22 protein-coding genes are annotated in these 21852 nt (G+C 37.9%); 10 read left to right on the forward strand and 12 right to left on the reverse strand.

The window, feature by feature from the left end:
• The first annotated feature begins 150 nt into the window (after nucleotides 1-150).
• The gene (locus AC1Z3T_RS18020; protein ID WP_005033023.1) at nucleotides 151-591 is read left to right on the forward strand and encodes an SRPBCC family protein; all 441 of its coding nucleotides are present in this window, start codon (nucleotides 151-153) and stop codon (nucleotides 589-591) included.
• On the opposite strand, the gene AC1Z3T_RS18025 is transcribed toward AC1Z3T_RS18020, so the two are convergent.
• Nucleotides 566-1372 carry a hypothetical protein gene (locus AC1Z3T_RS18025; protein ID WP_042090040.1) on the reverse strand — a complete coding sequence of 269 codons (807 nt, stop codon included), beginning with the start codon at nucleotides 1370-1372 and terminating at the stop codon, nucleotides 566-568. The two genes, AC1Z3T_RS18020 and AC1Z3T_RS18025, sit on opposite strands and share 26 nt — an antisense overlap.
• Nucleotides 1373-1475: 103 nt before the next feature.
• Between AC1Z3T_RS18025 and lysS the strand changes: the two genes are divergently transcribed.
• Nucleotides 1476-3002 carry a lysine--tRNA ligase gene (gene lysS / locus AC1Z3T_RS18030; protein ID WP_005033018.1) on the forward strand — a complete coding sequence of 509 codons (1527 nt, stop codon included), beginning with the start codon at nucleotides 1476-1478 and terminating at the stop codon, nucleotides 3000-3002.
• Between the two features lie 65 nt (nucleotides 3003-3067).
• On the opposite strand, the gene trpS is transcribed toward lysS, so the two are convergent.
• The gene (gene trpS / locus AC1Z3T_RS18035) at nucleotides 3068-4081 is read right to left on the reverse strand and encodes a tryptophan--tRNA ligase (protein ID WP_005033016.1); all 1014 of its coding nucleotides are present in this window, start codon (nucleotides 4079-4081) and stop codon (nucleotides 3068-3070) included.
• A 196-nt stretch (nucleotides 4082-4277) separates the two neighbouring features.
• Between trpS and AC1Z3T_RS18040 the strand changes: the two genes are divergently transcribed.
• The 3 genes from AC1Z3T_RS18040 to AC1Z3T_RS18050 all read left to right on the forward strand — a co-directional run bounded on the left by AC1Z3T_RS18040 (nucleotide 4278) and on the right by AC1Z3T_RS18050 (nucleotide 7874).
• Nucleotides 4278-5207: a DUF808 domain-containing protein gene (locus AC1Z3T_RS18040; protein WP_009586368.1), complete on the forward strand. Its 930-nt coding sequence runs from the start codon at nucleotides 4278-4280 to the stop codon at nucleotides 5205-5207.
• Nucleotides 5208-5256: 49 nt separating this feature from the next.
• Complete coding sequence (ypfJ, locus tag AC1Z3T_RS18045; protein WP_004829483.1) at nucleotides 5257-6147, forward strand: KPN_02809 family neutral zinc metallopeptidase; 891 nt, start codon at nucleotides 5257-5259, stop codon at nucleotides 6145-6147.
• Nucleotides 6148-6374: 227 nt separating this feature from the next.
• Complete coding sequence (locus tag AC1Z3T_RS18050; RefSeq protein WP_005033010.1) at nucleotides 6375-7874, forward strand: cation:proton antiporter; 1500 nt, start codon at nucleotides 6375-6377, stop codon at nucleotides 7872-7874.
• A gap of 104 nt (nucleotides 7875-7978) precedes the next feature.
• On the opposite strand, the gene AC1Z3T_RS18055 is transcribed toward AC1Z3T_RS18050, so the two are convergent.
• Nucleotides 7979-8950 carry an alpha/beta fold hydrolase gene (locus AC1Z3T_RS18055; protein ID WP_046760048.1) on the reverse strand — a complete coding sequence of 324 codons (972 nt, stop codon included), beginning with the start codon at nucleotides 8948-8950 and terminating at the stop codon, nucleotides 7979-7981.
• Between the two features lie 155 nt (nucleotides 8951-9105).
• On the opposite strand from AC1Z3T_RS18055, the gene AC1Z3T_RS18060 reads away from it, so the two are divergent.
• On the forward strand, nucleotides 9106-9420 hold the full coding sequence (locus AC1Z3T_RS18060) for an MGMT family protein (protein ID WP_046760047.1): 315 nt from the start codon (nucleotides 9106-9108) through the stop codon (nucleotides 9418-9420).
• Between the two features lie 53 nt (nucleotides 9421-9473).
• On the opposite strand, the gene AC1Z3T_RS18065 is transcribed toward AC1Z3T_RS18060, so the two are convergent.
• Nucleotides 9474-9911, reverse strand: coding sequence for a universal stress protein (locus AC1Z3T_RS18065; RefSeq protein ID WP_009586320.1), 438 nt, complete (start codon nucleotides 9909-9911; stop codon nucleotides 9474-9476).
• 442 nt (nucleotides 9912-10353) lie between these two features.
• On the opposite strand from AC1Z3T_RS18065, the gene AC1Z3T_RS18070 reads away from it, so the two are divergent.
• From AC1Z3T_RS18070 to hppD, 3 genes are all read left to right on the forward strand, one after another.
• On the forward strand, nucleotides 10354-11139 hold the full coding sequence (locus tag AC1Z3T_RS18070; protein WP_139420394.1) for an enoyl-CoA hydratase-related protein: 786 nt from the start codon (nucleotides 10354-10356) through the stop codon (nucleotides 11137-11139).
• 6 nt (nucleotides 11140-11145) lie between these two features.
• On the forward strand, nucleotides 11146-11913 hold the full coding sequence (locus tag AC1Z3T_RS18075; protein WP_151960789.1) for a hypothetical protein: 768 nt from the start codon (nucleotides 11146-11148) through the stop codon (nucleotides 11911-11913).
• Nucleotides 11914-12175: 262 nt separating this feature from the next.
• Nucleotides 12176-13231 carry a 4-hydroxyphenylpyruvate dioxygenase gene (gene hppD / locus AC1Z3T_RS18080; RefSeq protein WP_004829476.1) on the forward strand — a complete coding sequence of 352 codons (1056 nt, stop codon included), beginning with the start codon at nucleotides 12176-12178 and terminating at the stop codon, nucleotides 13229-13231.
• Nucleotides 13232-13304: 73 nt separating this feature from the next.
• On the opposite strand, the gene AC1Z3T_RS18085 is transcribed toward hppD, so the two are convergent.
• The 6 genes from AC1Z3T_RS18085 to fahA form a co-directional block, all read right to left on the reverse strand.
• Complete coding sequence (locus AC1Z3T_RS18085) at nucleotides 13305-14084, reverse strand: IclR family transcriptional regulator (protein WP_005032993.1); 780 nt, start codon at nucleotides 14082-14084, stop codon at nucleotides 13305-13307.
• A 285-nt stretch (nucleotides 14085-14369) separates the two neighbouring features.
• A complete protein-coding gene (locus tag AC1Z3T_RS18090) occupies nucleotides 14370-15011 on the reverse strand; it encodes a CoA transferase subunit B (RefSeq protein ID WP_100885704.1) in 642 nt (213 codons plus the stop codon).
• Between the two features lie 11 nt (nucleotides 15012-15022).
• Nucleotides 15023-15727, reverse strand: a complete 705-nt coding sequence (locus AC1Z3T_RS18095) for a CoA transferase subunit A (protein WP_005032989.1) — start codon at nucleotides 15725-15727, stop codon at nucleotides 15023-15025.
• 5 nt (nucleotides 15728-15732) lie between these two features.
• On the reverse strand, nucleotides 15733-16278 hold the full coding sequence (locus AC1Z3T_RS18100) for a VOC family protein (protein ID WP_005032987.1): 546 nt from the start codon (nucleotides 16276-16278) through the stop codon (nucleotides 15733-15735).
• A 19-nt stretch (nucleotides 16279-16297) separates the two neighbouring features.
• Nucleotides 16298-16930, reverse strand: a complete 633-nt coding sequence (gene maiA / locus AC1Z3T_RS18105) for a maleylacetoacetate isomerase (protein WP_100885702.1) — start codon at nucleotides 16928-16930, stop codon at nucleotides 16298-16300.
• Nucleotides 16917-18221 carry a fumarylacetoacetase gene (fahA, locus tag AC1Z3T_RS18110; protein ID WP_100885701.1) on the reverse strand — a complete coding sequence of 435 codons (1305 nt, stop codon included), beginning with the start codon at nucleotides 18219-18221 and terminating at the stop codon, nucleotides 16917-16919. Before fahA ends, maiA begins: the two co-directional genes overlap by 14 nt.
• A 351-nt stretch (nucleotides 18222-18572) precedes the next feature.
• On the opposite strand from fahA, the gene AC1Z3T_RS18115 reads away from it, so the two are divergent.
• Complete coding sequence (locus AC1Z3T_RS18115; protein WP_005032980.1) at nucleotides 18573-19961, forward strand: amino acid permease; 1389 nt, start codon at nucleotides 18573-18575, stop codon at nucleotides 19959-19961.
• An 80-nt stretch (nucleotides 19962-20041) separates the two neighbouring features.
• On the opposite strand, the gene AC1Z3T_RS18120 is transcribed toward AC1Z3T_RS18115, so the two are convergent.
• Both AC1Z3T_RS18120 and AC1Z3T_RS18125 read right to left on the reverse strand, forming a co-directional pair.
• Nucleotides 20042-20671, reverse strand: a complete 630-nt coding sequence (locus AC1Z3T_RS18120; RefSeq protein WP_046760041.1) for a CatB-related O-acetyltransferase — start codon at nucleotides 20669-20671, stop codon at nucleotides 20042-20044.
• A 166-nt stretch (nucleotides 20672-20837) separates the two neighbouring features.
• On the reverse strand, nucleotides 20838-21722 hold the full coding sequence (locus AC1Z3T_RS18125) for a class I SAM-dependent methyltransferase (protein WP_005032976.1): 885 nt from the start codon (nucleotides 21720-21722) through the stop codon (nucleotides 20838-20840).
• Between the last annotated feature and the right edge of the window lie 130 nt (nucleotides 21723-21852).

Raw genomic sequence — 21852 nt, forward strand, 5'->3', positions numbered from 1 at the left:
TTTTCCATCAAATAAATTAGATTATTTTGTAATGTATTGAAAAATAAATATTAAAATTATTTCTATTTAAATGCCTTGTTAACAAAAATTAATCATTTCTATCCGTGATTATACTAAGCTATATGCAACACAATTAAAAAAGAGATTGGGATGATCACATTAAAATACGATATCAAAATCCATGCAACTGCACAGAAAGTATGGAATATTCTTTGGGATACACATACTTATTCTCAATGGACACAATCCTTTTGTGAAACGTCACAAATGCAATCGGATTGGAAAATTGGTGGTGAGACATTATTTCAAGATGCCAATGGTGATGGAATGGTTGCTACCATTGTCGAGTTAGAGCAATTTAAAAAAGTGGTTTTCAAACATTTAGGCATATTAAGAAATGGTATAGCGGATACCACAAGTGCCGAAACCCAAGAATGGAATGGCACATTTGAGCAATACCATCTAGATGAACAAGACGGTATAACCACTTTACACGCTGAGGTTGAAACTGCGGAAGAATATCAAGAAATGATGGATCGTGGGTTTCAACAAGGCTTTGCTGTTGTCAAATCATTGGCAGAACAACCTTAGTTAAATCAGACCTTTTTATTGATTTAGTAGGTTTAAGATAAATTGATGTTGTTTCGTTTTTGGGTGCATGACATTGAATAATGATCGGTTGTTCGATAGAAAAGGATGTTAATACACCTGAAATATTGCGTGGGTAAAAGCGAATTTTTTTAAGTAAGGGCTCTAATATCATTTTAATGTCGTGATTTATTTTAGGGACATATTCCATTTTTCGAATTTGTCCTTCTGTGCCAACGAGAAATTTGACATTCAATGCGATATTTCCCTGTGAATCAAATTGTATTTTAGGGTTCGAGTTTGTATCTACAGGTTGGCAAAACGGTTCTAACACACTTTGTAATTGGGAAAAATGAGGCTTGATTGCATAGCCAATTGTCTTTGGAAATTTGATAAATAAGCTGTATTTTCCATAATAATATGTTGTTCTTGCAATATTTTCTTCATCAAGATTGAGGGGTTTATTTTTAAAATCATTACTGACCTGAGGAAGTTGTGCCAATGTTATTGTGTTGGCGATTTCTAAAGCTCTTTTGTTGAGTGTTTTTTGTGTGGGGTGTGGATTCATCAATTTAATTTGAATCTTTTGAGTCTGCTGATTTGGGCTGATTTCCAATTGCCAAATATAATCTTGATTTGCAATATTTGTCGTTTCAATTTTTATTGGAAGATCTTTGCGAGTATTACTCATGACAATGATTTGCTCTGCGGCAATTTCGCCTGAAAACAACAAAACATTGAAAAGAATGATACTTTGGGCGAATCCTTGCCAGTATTTATTCATGATTTTTAATTTTTACAGGGTTCATTGAGTTATATTCATACGCATTATGTTGTAAATCTGCTATGCTATGCAACTTCCGTTTTTTAATATAATCGAGGCAGAGATGACGCAACAAAACGCTCAATCGACTTCTGAACAACCCATTTCCGAAAACGATTTAATCGCACAGCGTCATGCCAAGTTAAAGCAAATTCAAGATCATGCCAAGGAAACTGGTGTTAGCCCGTGGCCAAATACTTTTAAGCGTGAGCATTACGCACAGGATTTACAAGATCAATTTGCAGATCAAACGAAAGAACAAATTGAAGCTGGTGAACAAGTCCACGTTTCTGTCGCAGGTCGTGTGATGTTGAACCGTGGATCATTTATTGTGATCCAAGACATGACAGGTCGTATTCAGCTCTATGTTCCTCGTAAAGAACTTGCTCCTGAAGTATTGGAAACTGTAAAAAGTTTAGATCTAGGCGATATTATCGCTGTTCAAGGCTATATTGGTCGTTCTGGTAAGGGCGATTTATATGTGCATATCGAACATTTTGAATTATTGACCAAATCTTTGCGTCCACTTCCTGATAAGTTTCATGGTTTAACTGATACTGAAGTGAAGTATCGTAAACGTTATTTAGATTTAATTGTGAATGAAGAAACACGTAAAACTTTTGAAATTCGTGCAAAAGTAGTCTCTGGTATTCGTAATTACTTAACCAATGAACGTTTTATGGAAGTTGAAACTCCGATGATGCATGTGATTCCAGGAGGTGCGTCAGCGCGTCCATTTGAAACACATCATAATGCATTGGACATGCCATTATTCTTACGTATCGCACCTGAACTATATTTAAAACGTTTAGTTGTTGGTGGTTTTGAACGTGTATTTGAGATTAACCGTAACTTCCGTAATGAAGGGGTATCAACACGTCATAACCCAGAATTCACCATGATTGAGTTCTACCAAGCTTATGCTGACTACAAAGATCTTATGGCTTTGACTGAAGGTATGTTGGAAAAACTGGCGATTGATATTCTAGGGTCAACGGATGTGCCTTATGGGGATGAAGTATATAGCTTCAAAGGTCCATTTAAGAAAATCTCAATGTTCGATGCAATTTTAGAGCATAACCCAAGTTTGACTGCAGAAAATGTATCTGATCGTGAGTTCTTGGCGACATTTGTACGCGAAGAGCTTAAAGAGCAAGTGAAGCCTGGTTTTGGTTTAGGTCGACTACAAACGATCGTATTTGAAGAAACTGTTGAAACTCAATTACGTCAGCCGACATTCATTACTGAATATCCTGCTGAAACTTCACCTTTGGCACGTCGTAATGATGACAATCCACATATTACGGATCGTTTCGAGTTCTTTATTGGTGGTCGTGAGCTTGCAAATGGTTTCTCAGAGTTAAACGATCCAATTGACCAAGCTGAGCGTTTCCAAGCACAAGTTGCTGAAAAAGATGCTGGTGATGATGAAGCAATGCACTTCGATGCGGACTTTATTGAAGCATTAGAATACGGCTTACCTCCAACAGCAGGTGAAGGCATCGGTATTGACCGTTTGGTGATGTTGTTTGCTAATGCACCAAGTATTCGTGATGTGATTTTATTCCCACATATGCGCCATAAAAATTAATTGATGCGATTAAAAAAGCCACTGAATTCAGTGGCTTTTTTTATTTTTAAATAGATTTAAGCAGATTAGAAATGGAATACACCTAAACCATTTTTGATTTCATCTAAGGTATCTTGGGTAATAACACGGCATTTTTCAGTGCCTGTTTTTAAGATGTCCATGATGTAATCTGGGTCTTTTGCAAGTTCCATACGACGTTCACGAATTGGTGTGATCAACTCTTTTAAAACACCTTCAAGACGCTTTTTCACTGTGCCATCGCCTAAACCACCGCGACGATAATGTGCTTTCAGTTCTTCAACTTCTTCTTTGTTTGGATCGAAAGCATCTAAGTAGGTAAATACAATATTACCTTCTACTTGACCTGGATCTTCGATACGCAAGTGATTTGGATCGGTATACATTGCATTGACTGCTTTTTTGATGTCTTTATCTGTCGCATCTAAGACAATGGTATTGCCCAAAGATTTTGACATTTTAGCTTTACCATCAAAACCAGGTAAACGACTCATATTGGATAAAAGTGCTTTACACTCAGGTAAAACCTCTTGACCAATTTGACGATTTAAACGACGAACAATTTCGTTGGTTTGTTCGATCATTGGAATCTGGTCTTCACCTACAGGAACGACTGTCGCTTTAAATGCAGTAATGTCAGCAGCTTGAGCAACGGGGTAGCACAAGAAACCTGCTGGAATATCTCGTTCGAAGCCACGCAATTGAATTTCAGCTTTAATTGTTGGATTACGCTCTAAACGTGACACAGTGACAAAGTTTAAATATAACATGGTCAGTTCATTTAATGCTGGCAAGCATGATTGAACACAGATCGTGGTTTTGGTTGGGTCAATACCAACAGCTAAATAGTCTGTAGCGACTTCAATAATATTGCGGCGAACTTTTTCAAAGTTATCAGCATTATCAGTTAAAGCCTGAGCATCAGCGAGAAGTAGATGCTGATGATGAGAATCCTGTAAGCCTACTCGTGAGCGCAAAGAACCTACAAAATGTCCCAAATGTAGTTGTCCAGTAGGACGGTCGCCTGTCAAAATCACAGGACGATTATCTTGATTCGTCATTATCGCTTCCAAAGTCTTTATAGAGACAGTCGTGTTTTGTGAATGGGCACTATTGTACGAGATAATTTATTTTAATGTCAGCGAAAAATAGCCCAGAACCAATTTTTATGGATAAATGTGAAAATCTACAAAATTTTATATAGAAAAATGAAATTTCACTTTAAAATAGTGTGATAACTAAAATTTTGGATAAAAAATGGCAAGTAGTTTATTAATATTATTAGATGATATTGCAGCAGTGCTTGATGATGTTGCGGTCATGAGTAAAATGGCAGCAAAAAAAACAGCAGGCGTTTTAGGTGATGACTTAGCACTCAATGCACAACAAGTCAGTGGTGTTCGAGCTGAACGTGAACTTCCCGTCGTTTGGGGTGTTGCGAAAGGTTCATTTATCAATAAACTCATTTTAGTACCATTAGCTCTATTGATTAGTGTGGTTGCCCCTTGGCTGATTAATCCTTTATTAATGATTGGTGGTTTGTTTCTATGTTATGAAGGTGTAGAAAAAGTACTGCACAGTTTGAAGCATAAAAAAGCCACAACTGAAGAGGGTGCTCAACAAGAGCTTGAGCAGATTGAAACTGATTTAGCAACTTTTGAAAAAGAGAAAATTAAAGGTGCGATACGCACTGACTTTATTCTTTCTGCTGAAATTGTGGTGATTTCTTTAGGTACGGTTGCAACCGCTGCTTTTGGTACAAAAGTCATGGTGCTGTCCGTGATTGCCGTGATTATGACTGTAGGGGTCTATGGCTTTGTTGCGATGATTGTCAAAATTGATGATTTAGGTTTGTACTTGACGCAACAAGCATCGAATGTAAAACAAAGTATTGGTCGCGGCTTATTGGCATTTGCACCGAAACTCATGAAAACATTAACTATTGTTGGAACAGTTGCGATGTTCCTTGTGGGAGGAGGGATTATCAGTCATGCGGTATCTACTTTGCACCACTTGACTGAAGAAGCTGTCGATCATATTGAACACATTCCAACAGTGGGAAATATCATTGGTGCACTCACACCAACACTGATCAATCTGGTCATTGGTATTGTTGCTGGTTTGGCTGTGGTATTGGTGGTTGGACTGATTCAAAAATTACGTGGTCAATCTAAAACTGCTTCATAAAACAATCTTTGTAAAACTGATTCCAATTTAAAAATAAAAGGACAAATCTATGCGTTGGAAAGGACGTAGAGAAAGCGATAATGTCGAAGATCGCCGTGGTGGTGGCGGTGTGAAAGCGGGTGGTATTAGCATTTTAGGATTGGTTGTTGCTTTTATTGCTTGGAAATTTTTTGGTGTTGACCCGCAGCAGGCATATCAAGCAACCAAGCAAGTCACCTCAGGTAATGTGAGCCAGAATACTGCACCTGCCAATGCGACGCCTGAACAGCAAGAAACAGCTTCTTTTGTTAAAACAGTCTTAGCAGATACGGAAGATACTTGGAAACAAGTGTTTATTCAACAAGGTGCCCAATATACACCACCAAAACTGGTGATGTTCAGTGGCGCTGTGCAATCAGGTTGTGGAACAGCTGAGTCTGCGATGGGACCGTTTTATTGTCCAGCAGACCAAAAAGTTTATATTGATACTCAATTCTTCAAAGATATGCGCCAACAAATGGGTATTTCAGGTGAAAAAAACCAATCTGAGTTATCTGCACAAGATGAAGCAGGTGATTTCGCACAAGCTTATGTAATTGCACATGAAGTTGGTCATCATATTCAAAATTTATTGGGTATTTCTTCGCAAGTTCAACAGGCTCGTCAACGTGCCAATCAAGCTCAGGGTAACCAACTTTCAGTGCGTTTGGAATTACAGGCAGATTGTTTAGCAGGTGTATGGGCGAATCGTACACAACAGCGTACACAATTTCTTGAGCAAGGCGATATCGAAGAGGCAATGGATGCCGCTGAGAAAATTGGTGATGACTATTTGCAGAAAAAGGCACGTGGTTATGCTGTTCCAGATAGCTTTACCCATGGTACCAGTCAACAACGTATGCAGTGGTTCAATACAGGGATGAAATCAGGCGATATCAATAGTTGTGATACGTTTAAATAAGTTGTTTAAGTTCAATGGTTTAAAAAAGAGCACAAGATATGCTCTTTTTTTCTAAATAGATTTTCCAAGCCAATTTTTTATGTTAAAAAATATAACGAAAAAAGTCAGACTGTACTTTTTTTTGTAAAATTATATTGATTGTTAAATGGTCTTTTATTCTATATTTAATAAAGAAATGATTGAGTGTTTGATGTGCATTTAAATTAAAAATCGAAAATAGGGTTCGAATGGGTAATTATTTCTTTCTCCAAGTTTTTACAGTAGTTTTTGCGCTTTCTATTGCGACGACCATATTTAATAAACGTATACTCGGTTTTCCTCAAGCGATTGGTGTACCTATCGTTTCTGCAATTTTTGTCTTTATCTTGCAATGGGGTGCCAGTTTACTGAATGGTAACCAATTTATCTCGATTAATATTCATAATATTGAAGAGGCAGTGCGCCATGTCGATTTTTATGATTTTTTAGTCAATGGTGTGATTTGTTTCATTCTGACATCATCCGCATTGAAATTTAAAGTTTCTGATTTAAAAGTCTATTGGAAGCCGATCAGTATCTTAGCCACAATTGCACTATTGTTGTGTGCAGTATTTTTTGCAGGATTGGTGTTTGGCTTCCAGTTCTTGATTGGCAATCCTGTGCCTATTTTAGTGTTGTTATTACTTGGTTCAGCACTCGGAGCAACGGATCCAATTGGGATTAAAGGCGTACTGAGTTCAGTACGTGCACCACATCATTTGATGGTCAAATTAGAAGGTGAATCCTTATTTAATGACGCAATGTGTATTGCCGTGTTTATGACCTTATTGAATGTTCTTGAAGGTGAACATTTCAGTCTGATTGCAACCCTACAAACCCTATTATATGAAATTGTAGTGGCTGTGATCATTGGTTGGGCATTCGGTTTAGGGATTTTACGTTTATTACGTGGTAAACATGAGATGGAATCTCTCATCTTAACTACGGCATTGTTGGCGTGTGGTTCGTATCTTGTGGCATTGTTTGCGCACGCATCTGCACCAATTGCTTGTGTTATTGGTGGTTTGATTGTCGGGAATAAATGGAAAGAAATTCTACAAGACCGTGAAATTCGTGAGGTCAATCACTTCTGGCACACGGTAGAAGGGATTATTAATTCATTCTTATTCACTCTGATTGGTCTAGAAATCTTTATTTTGGATCTTAGTACCAGTCTTATTCTGGGTGGTATTTTTGCATTCTTTGCCCTGCATTTATCACGTTTTGCGGCAAATTTCCTTGCTTTTGCATTCTTCCCATCATTTCGAAAAAAGAGCTATAACGGTAGTCTTGCCATTTTGTCATGGGGAGGGGTTCGAGGAGGTATTTCACTCGCATTGATTCTTGCCGTGGCAAACGTACCAGAGTTACGTGATTACAGCAGTATTTTGATTGGTTATACTTTTATCAGTGTATTACTTTCAGGCGTGGTCTGTGGTCTGGGCTTACCTGCGGTAATGAATGCTTTTTATTACAATCCCAACGAAGAAACTCAAGGTTTCAAAGGCTGGTATCAACGCATGTGCAATAAAATGAATCGCAAAGGATTTAAATATATTGTGGGTGAGGATGCTGAAGGTCACGAAACAATTACGATTTATAATCCGGAAGCATTGGTTGATAAAAAATCTGATGATGGCGTTGCAACCGTTCATCACCCAGAAAAGGCTCAAGAAGTGAAGCGCTTGGAAAATCCAGCAAATTTCTGATTCAAAAAGTCACATTCAAATGTTGAACTTTAATGTCATACCAGCTTAAAAAATACCCTTCAACATGAAGGGTATTTTTTAAGGTCTCATAGATTAGCGAATCATTATTTCGCATTTTTTGCCAAGAAATCCAAATACGGCTTAATCAACAATTGCTCTTGTTCAAGAAGTGGTAAATGTCCTACACCTTTTAAGATTACAGGTTCTTGAGCATTTTTTAATAAACCCTTCAATTCAGCAGCAGCTTCAACATTGATAATTTGATCCTTATCACCCCATGCAATTAATACAGGCTGATCAATAGAGCGTGCTGCAATCGCAAATGAGTCAGGGGTAAACAATTTAGACATTACAATCAATTGTTCAACCAATTTTGTTGTGTTCGCAGATTGACTGATCATCAGTTTTTCTTGAGAGTCTTTTAATTCTTTTGGAATAAATGGTGGAAGGCTAGTCGCTATCTTCATTAAGCGATCAAAGTCGCCAGGTTTACTGACGATCATATTGCGTAAAGTGGTTGGATCTTTAAGATATGGCGTATTGGCAGATTTAAATACGCCTGCACTGTCGATTAAGAACAGTGACTTGGTATCGACAGGATACTGAGCAGCATATAGTAACGAAATCGAACCGCCCATTGAATGTCCTGCAATATTCAGACCATTCTCAACTTTGATTGCTTCTGCAAAACGACGTAACTTTTCAGTCAAATTCGGGAGTGAGTAATCAAAATCATTTGGAACTTTACTGTCACCTTGACCCGGTAAATCAGGAATAATGACATGATAATATGGCGTTAAATAACGTGCCACACGGTTCCAGTTGTCTCGGCTACCTGCAAGCCCATGTACAAGCATAAGCGTCGGTTTTCCTGCGGGTCCACCTTCACTGTATGCCCAGTCAATATCACCAACTTTGACACGTTTGGTTTCCATTCCAGCCCAAGCGCGTTCTTGTTGAAGAACACTTTGAATATCAATACTTGGAGCAGCATAGGTATTGGACAAACCGAGTGATGTCACAGTGCCCATGACCAATGCGGTAGATAAAAGCAGTTTATTGAAGATTCCTTTCATTTTTGCATACTCTTGTTGTTGTATTTGAGGTAGGGTTTAAGATTAGAATATGTACTATTAAATTACATTTGCCTAAAATGTCGGAAGCTTATTTTCTAAGTCAATTTTGTTGAGTTATTTTCAACATTTTTTAATTATTTAAATGTAAAGGTCTAATGCAGAATCATGAACTGGCGCAGATGATTTTAAATGTCATCGTGCAGATTCCAAAAGGCAAAGTGGCAAGTTATGGTCAAGTCGCAAAGTTTGCTGGCTTACCAAAACATGCACGGCTTGTCGGGCGTGTACTGGGACAACTTCCAGAAGATCATGATATTCCGTGGTATCGGGTCGTCAACTCACAAGGTCGTATCAGTCTGAATAAATTGGATGAACATGGTATGTGTATACAGACGGCAAAATTACGCGAGGAAGATGTGGTCGTTGTTGATGGCAAAATTAATTTAAAAAAATACCAATGGGCACCTTAAAATTAAAAACCTCACGATAATTCTAGCGTGAGGTTTTTAGACATAGAGTCAATTTATTTAATGACTAAAACAGGAATTTGTAATTCAGTTAACAAATTTTGTGCAACACTTCCCATGATAATTTTTTTCAATCCTGTACGCCCATGTGAGCTAAGGATGACTAAATCAGTTTTTAAATCTTGCACGGCTTGATTTAATGTATGCGCAATATTTTCACCTTCAAGTAAGCGAGTTTCTACTTGGACGCCTTCTGCAGCGAATTGTGCTTTGGCTTCGTTGATATTGGCTTGAATAAATTCACGGGCACGTTCAATGAGCATATTACTTTGACCGTTTGCCAAATATTCTGATGCAATATATGGGTCCAATGTCATGACTTGTACAACTGTAATTTTACTCTTAAATGCTTTTGCAAATTCCACAGCATGTTTAACAACAGATAAAGATGTTTCTGAGCCATCTACAGGCACGAGAATGTTTTGATAAGCCATGACTATTTTCCTTATTTTAACAAAAAGCTGAATTGAATATTTATACGCATCACCAGTCTATAACATGATCATAACGCGAATATGAAATGAATAAAACCTAGTAAAAGCATAGGGATAATTAATATAAATATCATAAATTTAAATCAATGCATTAGCATAAACTCTCATTAGTTATGCGAGGGCTCCTGGTGATACTGTGCTGAGACAGGAATCCGCCAAAAATGAATTTAATCCACGCTATAATTAATATGTATTTTATTGTTTTTAAAGATTAAATTACTTTGATTTATAAAACATATACAGAATAAAGTACGGATAAAAAATCAATTGAGACAATTGGTAAATTGTAAATCAAAAACATGCTTTAGAATGAACTTGAAACAAACTCAAAGGGAATAAGACTGCTCCACATCATTTATACAAAAACATTGAGGAAATGATCATGGAATATCAAACAGTTATTATAGAAAAGAAAAATGGGGTAGGTTATTTAAAGCTTAACCGTCCAGAACAATTGAATAGCTTAACGCCTGAGATGAGTCTAGAAATTATAGCGATACTCAGGCAATGGAAAGAGGATGTTGAAGTTCGTGTAATTGTCATTGCAGCAGTTGGCAAAGCATTTTGTGCAGGTCAAGCAATAAGTCCAGAAGTTCTCAATAGTGGAGTCATTGACTTAGGTGAGGTGTTGGAAAAATACTTTAATCCACTCTTAGACATTATCAATGATATGCCCAAAGTCATCATCTGTGCGGTGAACGGCATCGCTGTTGGGGCGGGGGCGAGTTTACCATTGTTATGTGATATTACACTTGCAGCAAAATCAGCAAGTTTCTCGCAAATCTTTAGTAAAATTGGTCTTATTCCTGATTGCGGTGCAACATGGTTACTTCCACGCTTGATTGGCTTTGCTAAAGCCAAAGCATTGATGTTGACAGCAGAAAAGATCAGTGCAGAAGAAGCTGAACGAATCGGAATGATTTATAAAGTCGTGGCAGATGATCAGTTGGCTTTAGAAGTTGTACGTTTAGCTGAGTATTTTGCTACGCAAGCCAGTTTGAGTTTTGCATTGATCAAACAAGCGATGCGGGTCACCATGCACAATGATTTTTATACTCAAATTAAAGTTGAACAGGATTTACAAAGAAGGGCGGGGCAGTCGGAAGATTTTTTAGAAGGAGTCCGTGCTTTTTTAATGAAAGATCAAGCCCATTTTAAAGGACGATAAATCATAATGCCTATCTTTAAAAGCCAATCTAACAGCATTGTTCAATGGATAATATTGACATGGGTGTTCTTGCTCTCTCATGCTGCTGTTGCCGATCAAATTAAAGCCATTCCTTGGATAAAGCTAAAAACAGAAAGCTCACAAGCTAAACAAATTTGTCAGGCATTAAAAGTCAATTGTGGAAAGGATGTAGAAGTTTGGAAAAAGCCATCAGGGGCTGACACTCATTTATATTTAACTGACGATACACCGCAATTAATCGAATTTATAAAAGAAAACAATCAGTATGTTGTACTGAATTCTTGGAGTTTTCAGCAGTATCAGCATCATGGTCGTAACAGTGATTTTGATAAGGAATTAAACAATGATGGATTGAGTATTTATCCTGCATTTTATCCTTTAAATCGTCAAAAGCTTGCTATTGCTGTAGTTAAGCGCTGGAGCACGACTTACTCTGGAGGTGGACGAGCAGAAGAGATCGCTGATTTTGTCATGTTAGAACCGAATCATGCCTATAAACTGGCGTTGGCTGATGTTGCTTTTCATTCATATGAGATGATTCGAGCCTGTTTTTCTCAAGAGGAATATCAATCTTCTCCACACTGTCATGATGAAAGTGGTTCTAATTTATCCATTCAATTTAAAGATATTGGCAAAGAGTATTATCAATGGCGGTTAAATTTTACTGATTTTAATTGGGAAGCGTTCAAACCTGAATCATCAAAAGTTGTAGAAAAGTCGTATAACATTGTGGTGCCTTTTCAGCAAAAATAGTGACCTGATATTTTGAGTAAATAATCAACAGGATTACACAATACATAATTTAATTATGTATTGCATAAATTATAGATTTCTTATAGGATGAATTTAGAGTAAAAGTTCACTGTCACCAAACTGATATTTTTGGCTTTAGACAGGCTGAATGATGGAATGAAAAGGACCAGCTTTTATGGTGCTTTGATCAATGAATCAAAGTAACGATAAGCTGTTCTCAGCATTAAAAAACGGATGAATTTATCTAAATAAGGGAAACTAGATGGATATTTTAGATAACCCATTAGAATTATGTGGTTTTGCTTTTATTGAATTTGTATCGACGGAAAATGGATTAGATCAAATTTTTGAAACCATTGGTTTTAGCAAAGTTGCAAAACATAAATCTAAAAAAGTGTATTTGTGGCGTCAAGGTAATATCAATATTATTTTGAACTATCAACCAGAGTCTTATGCTTCATTCTTTTTCAAAGAGCATGGACCTTCTGCTTGTGCAATGGGATTTAGAACCCGTGATGCAGCTAAAGCTTTTAAAAATGCTATAGCACTAGGCGCTGAACCTATGTATTCACAAGCAGGACCGATGGAATTGAATATTCCAGCGATTAAGGGAATTGGAGGAATGCCAATTTTCCTTGTAGATCGTGATATTTACGAAAATGATTTTGTTTTCTTTGATGATGTAGAAAAAAATCCGCGTGGCGCAGGGCTTAATGAAATTGATCATTTAACCCATAATGTGTACAAAGGTCGCATGGAATATTGGGCGAATTTCTATGAAAAAATCTTTAATTTTCAGGAAATTCGTTACTTTGACATTAAAGGTGAATATACCGGTTTGACCTCTAAAGCATTGACTGCGCCAGATGGTATGATCCGTATTCCATTGAATGAAGACTCAGACAAAGGGAATGGTCAAATTGCAGAATTTCTGGCTGATTTCAATGGTGAAGGTATTCAGCATATTGCCTTTATCACAGACGATTTAATTTCAACCTGGGATAAGTTGAAAGGTTTAGGTTTGAAGTTTATGACCGCGCCACCAGAAACTTATTATGAAATGTTAAAAGATCGTTTACCTGGTCACGGTGAGCCAACTGAAGAGTTACAAAAACGTGGTATTTTGTTAGATGGAAATACCAAAGAAGGCGAGAAAAAGCTGTTATTACAGATTTTCTCTGAAAACATGCTTGGACCAGTTTTCTTTGAGTTTATTCAACGTAAAGATGATGATGGCTTCGGTGAAGGAAACTTTAAAGCATTGTTTGAATCTATTGAACGTGATCAAATCCGTCGTGGTGTATTAGAAGCCAAATAAAGTGATTGGTATCAGCAGAAAAAGCCAAGAAAGTATTTTCTTGGCTTTTTTATTTGGGAGATAAAGCTATAACTTAACGCGTTTGAATGTATTGATTAATTGCAGCCACTTCATGTTTAAATAGTTCAAGTTTTTCACTGCCATTATGCACAGGTAGAAATACTTCACTATCCAGAGCCACAATGCAGAATTCCATAGCTTGATGTGCATTAAAAATAGGTAAACCAATAGCATTGATGCCTGTAAGAAGATCACCTTGAGCAATTGCCATACCTTGTTCTAAAGTGGTTTCTTTAAGTTGAATAAATTCATCCCAATGACTCGGTTTAATCTGATAATGATTGATTGCGGCTTTTTCCCATTCCGCAAATATCAATGGTTTAATGATTGGCTCAGGTAAATATGCTGCAAAAACTCGCCCAGCAGCTGAGTTGACCAATGGCATAATTGAACCGACTTTGGTGACTATTGAAATTGGGTGATTAGATTCAATCGATTGTACAACCAAAGGACCTTTAGGTGACCATTTACTGATTTGAATACCACAGCCAATTTTATTTTGTAATTCATAAATTCGATGCTGTACCAACTGTAGGGCATCGGTATGTTGAATGCAGTTTAAACCTAAACGCCAAGCCTGATCACCCAGTGCATATTGACCATCTTCCAGTTGCTTTGCATAGTTCATGCGTATGAGGCTGACTAAATAACGATGTACTTTGGCAGGATGCATATCCAGCTTGCTTGATAGTTCTTTTAATATAATCGGTTTGTTATGTTCCAAAAGGGCATTGAGAACGGCTAAGCCCACTTCAAGTGATTGAACGCCACCAGATAACTTTTCTTCAATCATTCAACAACCCTTGATCGCATTTAATCTTGCAGCTTTGATTTGCTGTCGATATTTGATTTTACATTCAGCACATAATGCCTGAGCATGCTACAAAATAGAAATCATCTTTTTAAATGAGATAAATAGATGAATAGCATAAGCATACTATGCATTGAGCATTTTAGTGTGACTTTACCACGTATTGTATATCAACATGCTCAAGTTAAAATAACAGACCTTGCTGAAATTTAGGCAATAAAAATCGGGATCGAAGCCATTGATCTTCCATCCCGGTCAGATTGTGCTTTATGCAGCTTGAATATTTTTAATCCTGACTGCTGTCGCCGCTTGAATGTCATCAAAACTGACATTATCTGCTAACTCAACCAGTTCTAAACCATTTTGAGTTACATCGAGTACACCTAAGTCGCTGATAATACGATGAACCACTCGGCGACCATTCAATGGTAGGGTGCATTGAGGTAAAATTTTAGCTTGACCCTCTTTGGTTGTATGCTCCATTAAGATCACGACTTTTCGAACACCTGCAACAAGATCCATTGCACCGCCCATGCCTTTGACTTTTTTACCCGGAATCATCCAATTGGCGAGATCGCCATGTTCAGAAACTTCCATAGCACCTAAAATAGCAAGGTCAACCCGACCACCGCGAATCATGGCAAATGATTCTGAACTTGAAAAAAATGCACCACCTTTTTTAACGGTGACAGTTTGTTTACCAGCATTGATCAAGTCCGCATCTACGTTGTCTTCAGTTGGAAATTCATCAATGCCCAATAAACCATTTTCGGATTGTAACCATACATCCATTCCTTCGGGGATGTAATTGGCAACCAAAGTCGGTAAGCCAATGCCGAGATTGACATAGAAACCGTCTTGCAACTCTTTGGCAGCACGTTGAGCCATTTGTTGTTTTGTCCAAGCCATTCTGTCACTCCTTATACTGCAACTTTTAATGTACGCTGTTCGATACGCTTTTCAGGCTGAGCATTGAGTACAATGGCATTGACATAGATTCCTGCTAAATGAATGTCATCAGGATCAATTTCACCAAGTTCAACAATATGCTCAACTTCAACAATCGTATAACGACCTGCCATTGCACACTCAGGATTGAAATTACGTGCAGTTTTTCGGAATACCAGATTACCAGCTTTGTCCGCTTTATAAGCTTTGATTAATGCAATATCTGCACAAAGTGAAGTCTCTAGGAGAAAAGACTGACCATTAAACTCACGAAGCTCTTTACCTTCAGCAATACTGGTACCAACACCAGTTGCAGTATAGAACGCTGGGATTCCAGCTCCGCCTGCACGAAGTTTTTCTGCCAATGTGCCTTGAGGTGTCAATTCAACTTCAAGTTCACCATTTAAAAACTGTCGTTCAAACACTTTATTTTCCCCAACGTAGGATGAAATCATTTTTTTGATTTGTTTAGACTGCAATAACAGCCCTAAACCATAATCATCCACGCCTGCATTATTACTGATGCAGGTTAGTTGCTTTACTCCACTTTGTTTAAGCGCTTTGATCAAAGCTTCAGGAATACCACAAAGTCCGAATCCGCCCACAGCAATGGTTTGTCCATCTTGCACGATACTTTGCAGGGCTGCTTCGGCACTCGTTGATACTTTATTGACCATAATGATTACCCTAACTCAGCTTCATGTAAGAAATGCGTATGTTGAGGTGCGCGTTTGGTTCTGCTCCATTCATCCAGCATATCGACTTTCATTTCTTCAGTAATTTTTGAAATTTTCGCATCGGCATGAACATCGTTATATGTTAGTTCTAAACGATGTCCATTCGGATCAAAGAAGTAAATCGAGTGGAATATCCCATGATTGGTAATACCGAGCACTTTGACACCATTGGCTTCCAGATGCGATTTTGCAGAAAGAAGTGCATCTAAGTCTTCAACTTCAAATGCGATGTGCTGAACCCATTGAGGCGTATTTTCATCACGTCCCATTTCTGGTTGAGTCGGTAATTCAAAAAATGCCAACACATTGCCTTGACCTGCATCAAGAAATAAATGCATATAGGGATCAAATGCTTTAGTTGATGGAACATGGTCTTCTGCAAAAGCCAGAATAAACTCCATGTTGAGCATTTTTTTATACCATTCCACCGTTTCTTTGGCATCTTTACAACGATAAGCCACGTGATGAATTTTTTTAATTGCAAAGCTCATGATAAAACTCCTTTTTTGTTTATTCCCAATCTGGTTGTTGTTCTGGGGTCGCCCTTAAGAATGCAGGCAGGCTTAGGCAGTGTTGATCAATGGATTGAATCTTTGGAAAGTCGCTTAGATCAACATTGAAACGTTTGGCGTTATACACTTGAGGAATCAAACAACAATCTGCAAATGTGGCTTGAGTGCCGAAGCAGAATTGACCATTTGAATCTTTTAATTGCATCTCTAAGCTTTTAAAACCTTCAATAATCCAGTGTTGGTACCATTGATTTTTCTGTTCATCATTTACAGCGATTTCATGTTTTAAATATTTCAGCACTCTGAGATTATCTAAGGGATGAATATCACAGGCGATGGTTTGTGAAAAAGCACGGACTTTGGCGCGCTCAACAAGATCTGTAGGTAATAAAGGAAGTGATGGGTAACGTTCTTCCAGATATTCCAAAATATTGAATGACTGTATAAAAGACTGATCTTGATCAATCAAACTTGGTACAAGCTGGCTTGGATTGAGTGCGATGTAGCTTTCTTGTTGTTGCTCATTTTTGAGCAAATGGACAGGCTGTATGACATAATCCAATTGCTTCAGGTTTAACGCGATCCGAACTCGATAAGCCGCAGAGCTACGAAAATAACTATACAGTTTCATCACACAATTCCTTGTGTTGCTTAAAGCTAAACTGTTTGGCTGGTAAAATCGTATTTGCCACCTGACCAAAGCCCACTCGAATAGCACCTTTTTCAGCATAGCCTTTCATCACTACACGGTCGCCATCTTCAAGGAAGCCGCGCTTTTCACCATTGGATAAGGTGAGGGGTTTTGTGGTGTTCCACGTGAGTTCGAGTAGGCTTCCATAAGACTTTTCTGTAGGACCTGAAATTGTGCCAGAACCCATTAAATCTCCAACTTGAACATTACAACCTGAAATGGTGTGGTGAGTCAGCTGTTGCGCCATCGACCAGTACATGTATTTAAAGTTGGTTTGACAAATCACTTCACTTTGCTGTGATTGTGAGCTTTGTAGTTCCACACTGAGGTGGATGTCGAAGCTATTTATGCTATTTTCTCTTAAATAATCTAATGGCTCTGGCAGTTGTTGCGGACCTTTGACTTTGAATGGCTCCAAGGCTTGCATCGTTACCACCCAAGGTGAAATTGCACTGGCAAAGGTCTTGGCATTAAATGGACCTAAGGGCACATATTCCCATTGTTGAATATCACGTGCAGACCAATCATTCAGCAAGACCATGCCAAAAATATGATCCCACGCATCTTCAATTGCAATAGGTTCACCCAACTCAGTTGTCTTACCTACGATAAAAGCTGTTTCGAGTTCAAAGTCGAGTTTACGGGTTGCCGAAAAGAGAGGGCGTTCTTCATGAGGAAGTTTAACTTGACCAGAAGGGCGGACAATCTCCCTACCGCTAACAACCACAGAACTGGCACGACCATTATAACCCACAGGTAGCTCACTCCAATTTGGAAGCAAGGCATTTTTAGGATCTCTAAACATAGTTCCAACATTGGTTGCATGTTCTTTAGATGAATAGAAATCCGTATAGCCAGAGATTTGTACCGGTAAATGTAAGGTGACTGTATTTTGTTTGAGTAATACTTTTTGGCGTAATTCTGGATGATCACGAAGGGTTGGATTGTCTGCAGAAAGCAAGTCTTGTAGGGTTTGGCGAATGTAATGCCAATTTTTTTTACCTGTTTCGATGAATTTATTCAGGCTGCTTTGATTAAAACACTGAGTTTTGCAATTTGGAAGTAATCCTAATGTTTCTAAAGCAGCGAGGTCGATTACCCAATCACCAATCGCGACACCGACACGTTTATCTCCCTGAGCGGTTTCACTAAAAATGCCATAAGGTAAATTATGAATACTGAAATCAGATTGAGGTGCGATCTCAAGAAAGGTTGTTAAATGTTGTGTCATGGTGCGCTTTCCTTGTCTCTTATGAATGAGAACTTATTTCGTTTTCTCTTTTTCCACTCAAGCTTATGAAAAACAAATAAATATTATTGTTTTTATCCGTCTTCATTATGCTGACTAGTCCAGAATGATCTACATGATGATTTCTATCATACTGAAAATTAATAATTACGCAATACATAATTTAATTACATAATTCATAATAATTGTTATTTGTTGAAATTTCTGCTTATATGCGCAGTTATGAGAAAAGTAAATCAATTATTTTTCGATTAGATATAGGCATTTTTGATTAACTTATGATATACGTAATTTTGAATATAAAAATTACGCGACAAGGATGAGAATAATCATATGTCAGAACACGAGCAAGGAAACCTGAAACATGGTTTAAGCAATCGCCATATTCAGTTGATTGCACTGGGTGGTGCAATTGGTACTGGATTGTTCCTCGGGATCTCGCAGTCGATCAAACTTGCGGGACCTTCGGTGATCCTCGGTTATGCGATTGCAGGGCTGATTGCGTTTCTTATGATGCGACAGTTAGGTGAGATGGTGGTGCAAGAGCCAGTCAGTGGCTCATTCAGCCATTTTGCTTATAAGTACTGGGGCTCATTTGCAGGGTTTATGTCAGGCTGGAACTATTGGGTACTCAATGTTTTGGTTTGTATGGCTGAACTCAGTGCAATTGGTTTATATATCCAATATTGGTGGCCTGAAATCCCAACATGGATTTCAGCATTGGCGTTTTTTATTTTAATTAACGGCATTAATCTTTTGCATGTAAAATTTTTTGGTGAAATGGAGTTTTGGTTCTCCATCGTCAAAATTTTGGCAATCTTGGCGATGATTGGCTTTGGTTCCTATTTACTTGCAACGGGTACAGCAGGACCACAAGCAAGTATTACCAATCTTTGGGCATTGGGCGGTTTCTTCCCATTTGGTGTTGAAGGGTTGATCATGGCAATGGCAGTGATTATTTTTGCTTTTGGCGGTATTGAATTATTTGGAATCACTGCCGCAGAAGCGAGAGATCCTGATAAAACTTTGCCTAAGGCTGTGAATCAAATTATTTATCGTATTTTGATTTTTTATATCGCAACACTGTTTATTTTGTTTGCCTTGTTCCCTTGGAACAAAATGGCGGAAGGTGGAAGCCCTTTTGTCATGGTCTTTGCTTCGCTGGATAGTCAAGGCGTAGCGACTTTGTTGAACTTCGTGATTCTTACTGCAGCAGTTTCGGTCTATAACGGAACGAGCTATTGTAGCAGCCGTATGTTATTGGGCTTGGCTCAACAGGGCAATGCACCGAAATTTCTTAAACATATCAATAAACGTGGCATCCCAACCAATGCAGTGCTTGTTTCTGCATTTGTCACTGTTTTATGTGTATTGTTGAATTATGCATTTCCAGAAAAAGCATTTGGTTTGTTAATGATGCTCGTGGTTGCCGCGATTGTGATTAACTGGGTGGTGATTTCATGGACACATCTAAAATTCCGTAAAGCTATGCTAGCGCAAGGGCAAACCACCAAATTCCCTAGTATTGCTTATCCATTCAGTAATTATCTGTGCATGATTTTTATGTTCGGTATTCTTGTTGTGATGTCATTTACCCCTGATATGCGCATCGCCGTAATGATGATTCCTGCTTGGATATTGTGTTTGATGTTTGCCTACTATCTAAAACAAAAAAAGTTAAAGAATGCGCATCGCAATGTAGCTTTAAATTCAGATCTATAAGCAACGATTGGTTAAATCTTATAAAAAGGGTTAAATGAAAATTTAACCCTTTTTTGTTTTGATAAGATTGAGCCTACATTTTACTGATTGGTTTGATTTTTTAAGAATTGTATTAGTTGAAGTAGATCATCAGTCTGTAATTGCGCTCGCATTTTCAATATTTGCTTTTCATCAAGGTCATAAAGCCTTAGGGAGAGTAGTTGTGCAATCTCTTGCTCAGTAAAGCGATATTTAATGAGCTTCGCAGGTACACCGCCCACAATTGCATACGGTGGGACATCTTGGGTGACTACTGCACCTGTTGCAACAACAGCACCTTCACCGAGTTTTACGCCTTGCATGATCATGGCACGACTCCCAATCCAACAACCATCCGCAATGACTGTATCCCCGGCAGGTAAAAAACTACGGGTATCAAAAGGAAATGTTGAGATCCAGTCAGGACGGTGTAACTGATTCCCTCCCATCATGATTACGGATTCAGCACCAAAACAAACGAAGTTACCGATATACAATTGGTCAATCGGCTTTTCAGTAGTGGATGCTTTGTCATGTAAATAACGCACTACACAACGCTCAAAACCTTGATCCCAATACGCTGAGTAATAGGAGTAATTACCTTTTATATGAATGTTTGGATTTTTAACAGTTTTGGAAATAAATTCAAATTCACACCAGTGTTTTACTGGTGAATTTATCGAGTTAGGCATTCTAAAGGTTGCTTGATGTGCGGAGAGTGTTGTGACTATTTTATATGAGCTTTATAGGATTGAGCTATATAAATTCAATAAAATAGCCTAAGTAAATCAGCATCATTTCCATGTTCTATCTTTAAAAAGTGAGAAATATCTGAATGATATTTCAACTTGGTTTGTTTTAAATAAGTTTTAAATGAAGCAAATGCGAGCCATGCGTATGACGAATATGATCTGCACGATGGTTAAAATAGCGCTCAGTGATCTGTTGACCTGATAAATCTTCCAAGACTTGATATCCCATTTTGATCACTGCCTGATGTAAAGCATCTGAACCAAAAGCACCGATCAAAGGTTCTTTAAGAAATTGAGTAAATTGAGTTAAAGCAAACGCACCAAACCGTTCTATACCTTGTAATTCTCTATAATCAATCGAGTAGTCCATAACCACTTCACTTTGTTTATGTGCAATGGATGCAATATTTTTCAAAGTGGCTAATGTGGTTTGCGGTGTTAAATAATGCGTTGTGCCTAACCAAGAGAAAAAAGCAGGGTGTTTAGATTGGAAACCACTTCGGGTTAAAACTTCAGAAAGCTTTTCTTTTTCAAAATCAATGCTGACAAATTCAACATTTTCAGGCAATTGTTGGGATGTAGAAATCTTCTTTAACTTCTGTATTTTGGTCTTCTGTGTATCAGGATGATCAACTTCGAATATTTTAAGTTGCGGATATTGAGCTGCTAAACGTAAAACAAATGAATCTAAGCCTGCACCGACCAAGACATATTGATGAATTTGATGGTTCTCAATTGCATGTTGTAAAAGATCTTCACAATATCGTGAACGACCAACCACTTGCCCAGTCAATTTACCAAAGGTTTGATTCATCAACTTTGAATTAAGCGTTTTGCAAAACAAGGCATTATTCAGTAATACCCGCCAGCGACTATTGGTCATTGCTAAAGCGTACGGATCTGAAAATACAGGATCGCTAGCGTTCAAATGGTGGTTGGCACGCAGAGCAGCCGCTGCTTCTGCTGTGCGACTTACACGCCCAGCTTTCATATTGTTCCTCAAGAAATTTTTATTTTCCATCAATCTAATGCAAATAGATTATTTAACAATGGCAATAAATTTGGACAAGGTGGTGATAATTGCTATTTTTAAGGCATCAGATATTTCTCTGTATAGCCAA

This window comes from Acinetobacter sp. B-6 (assembly GCF_056930735.1).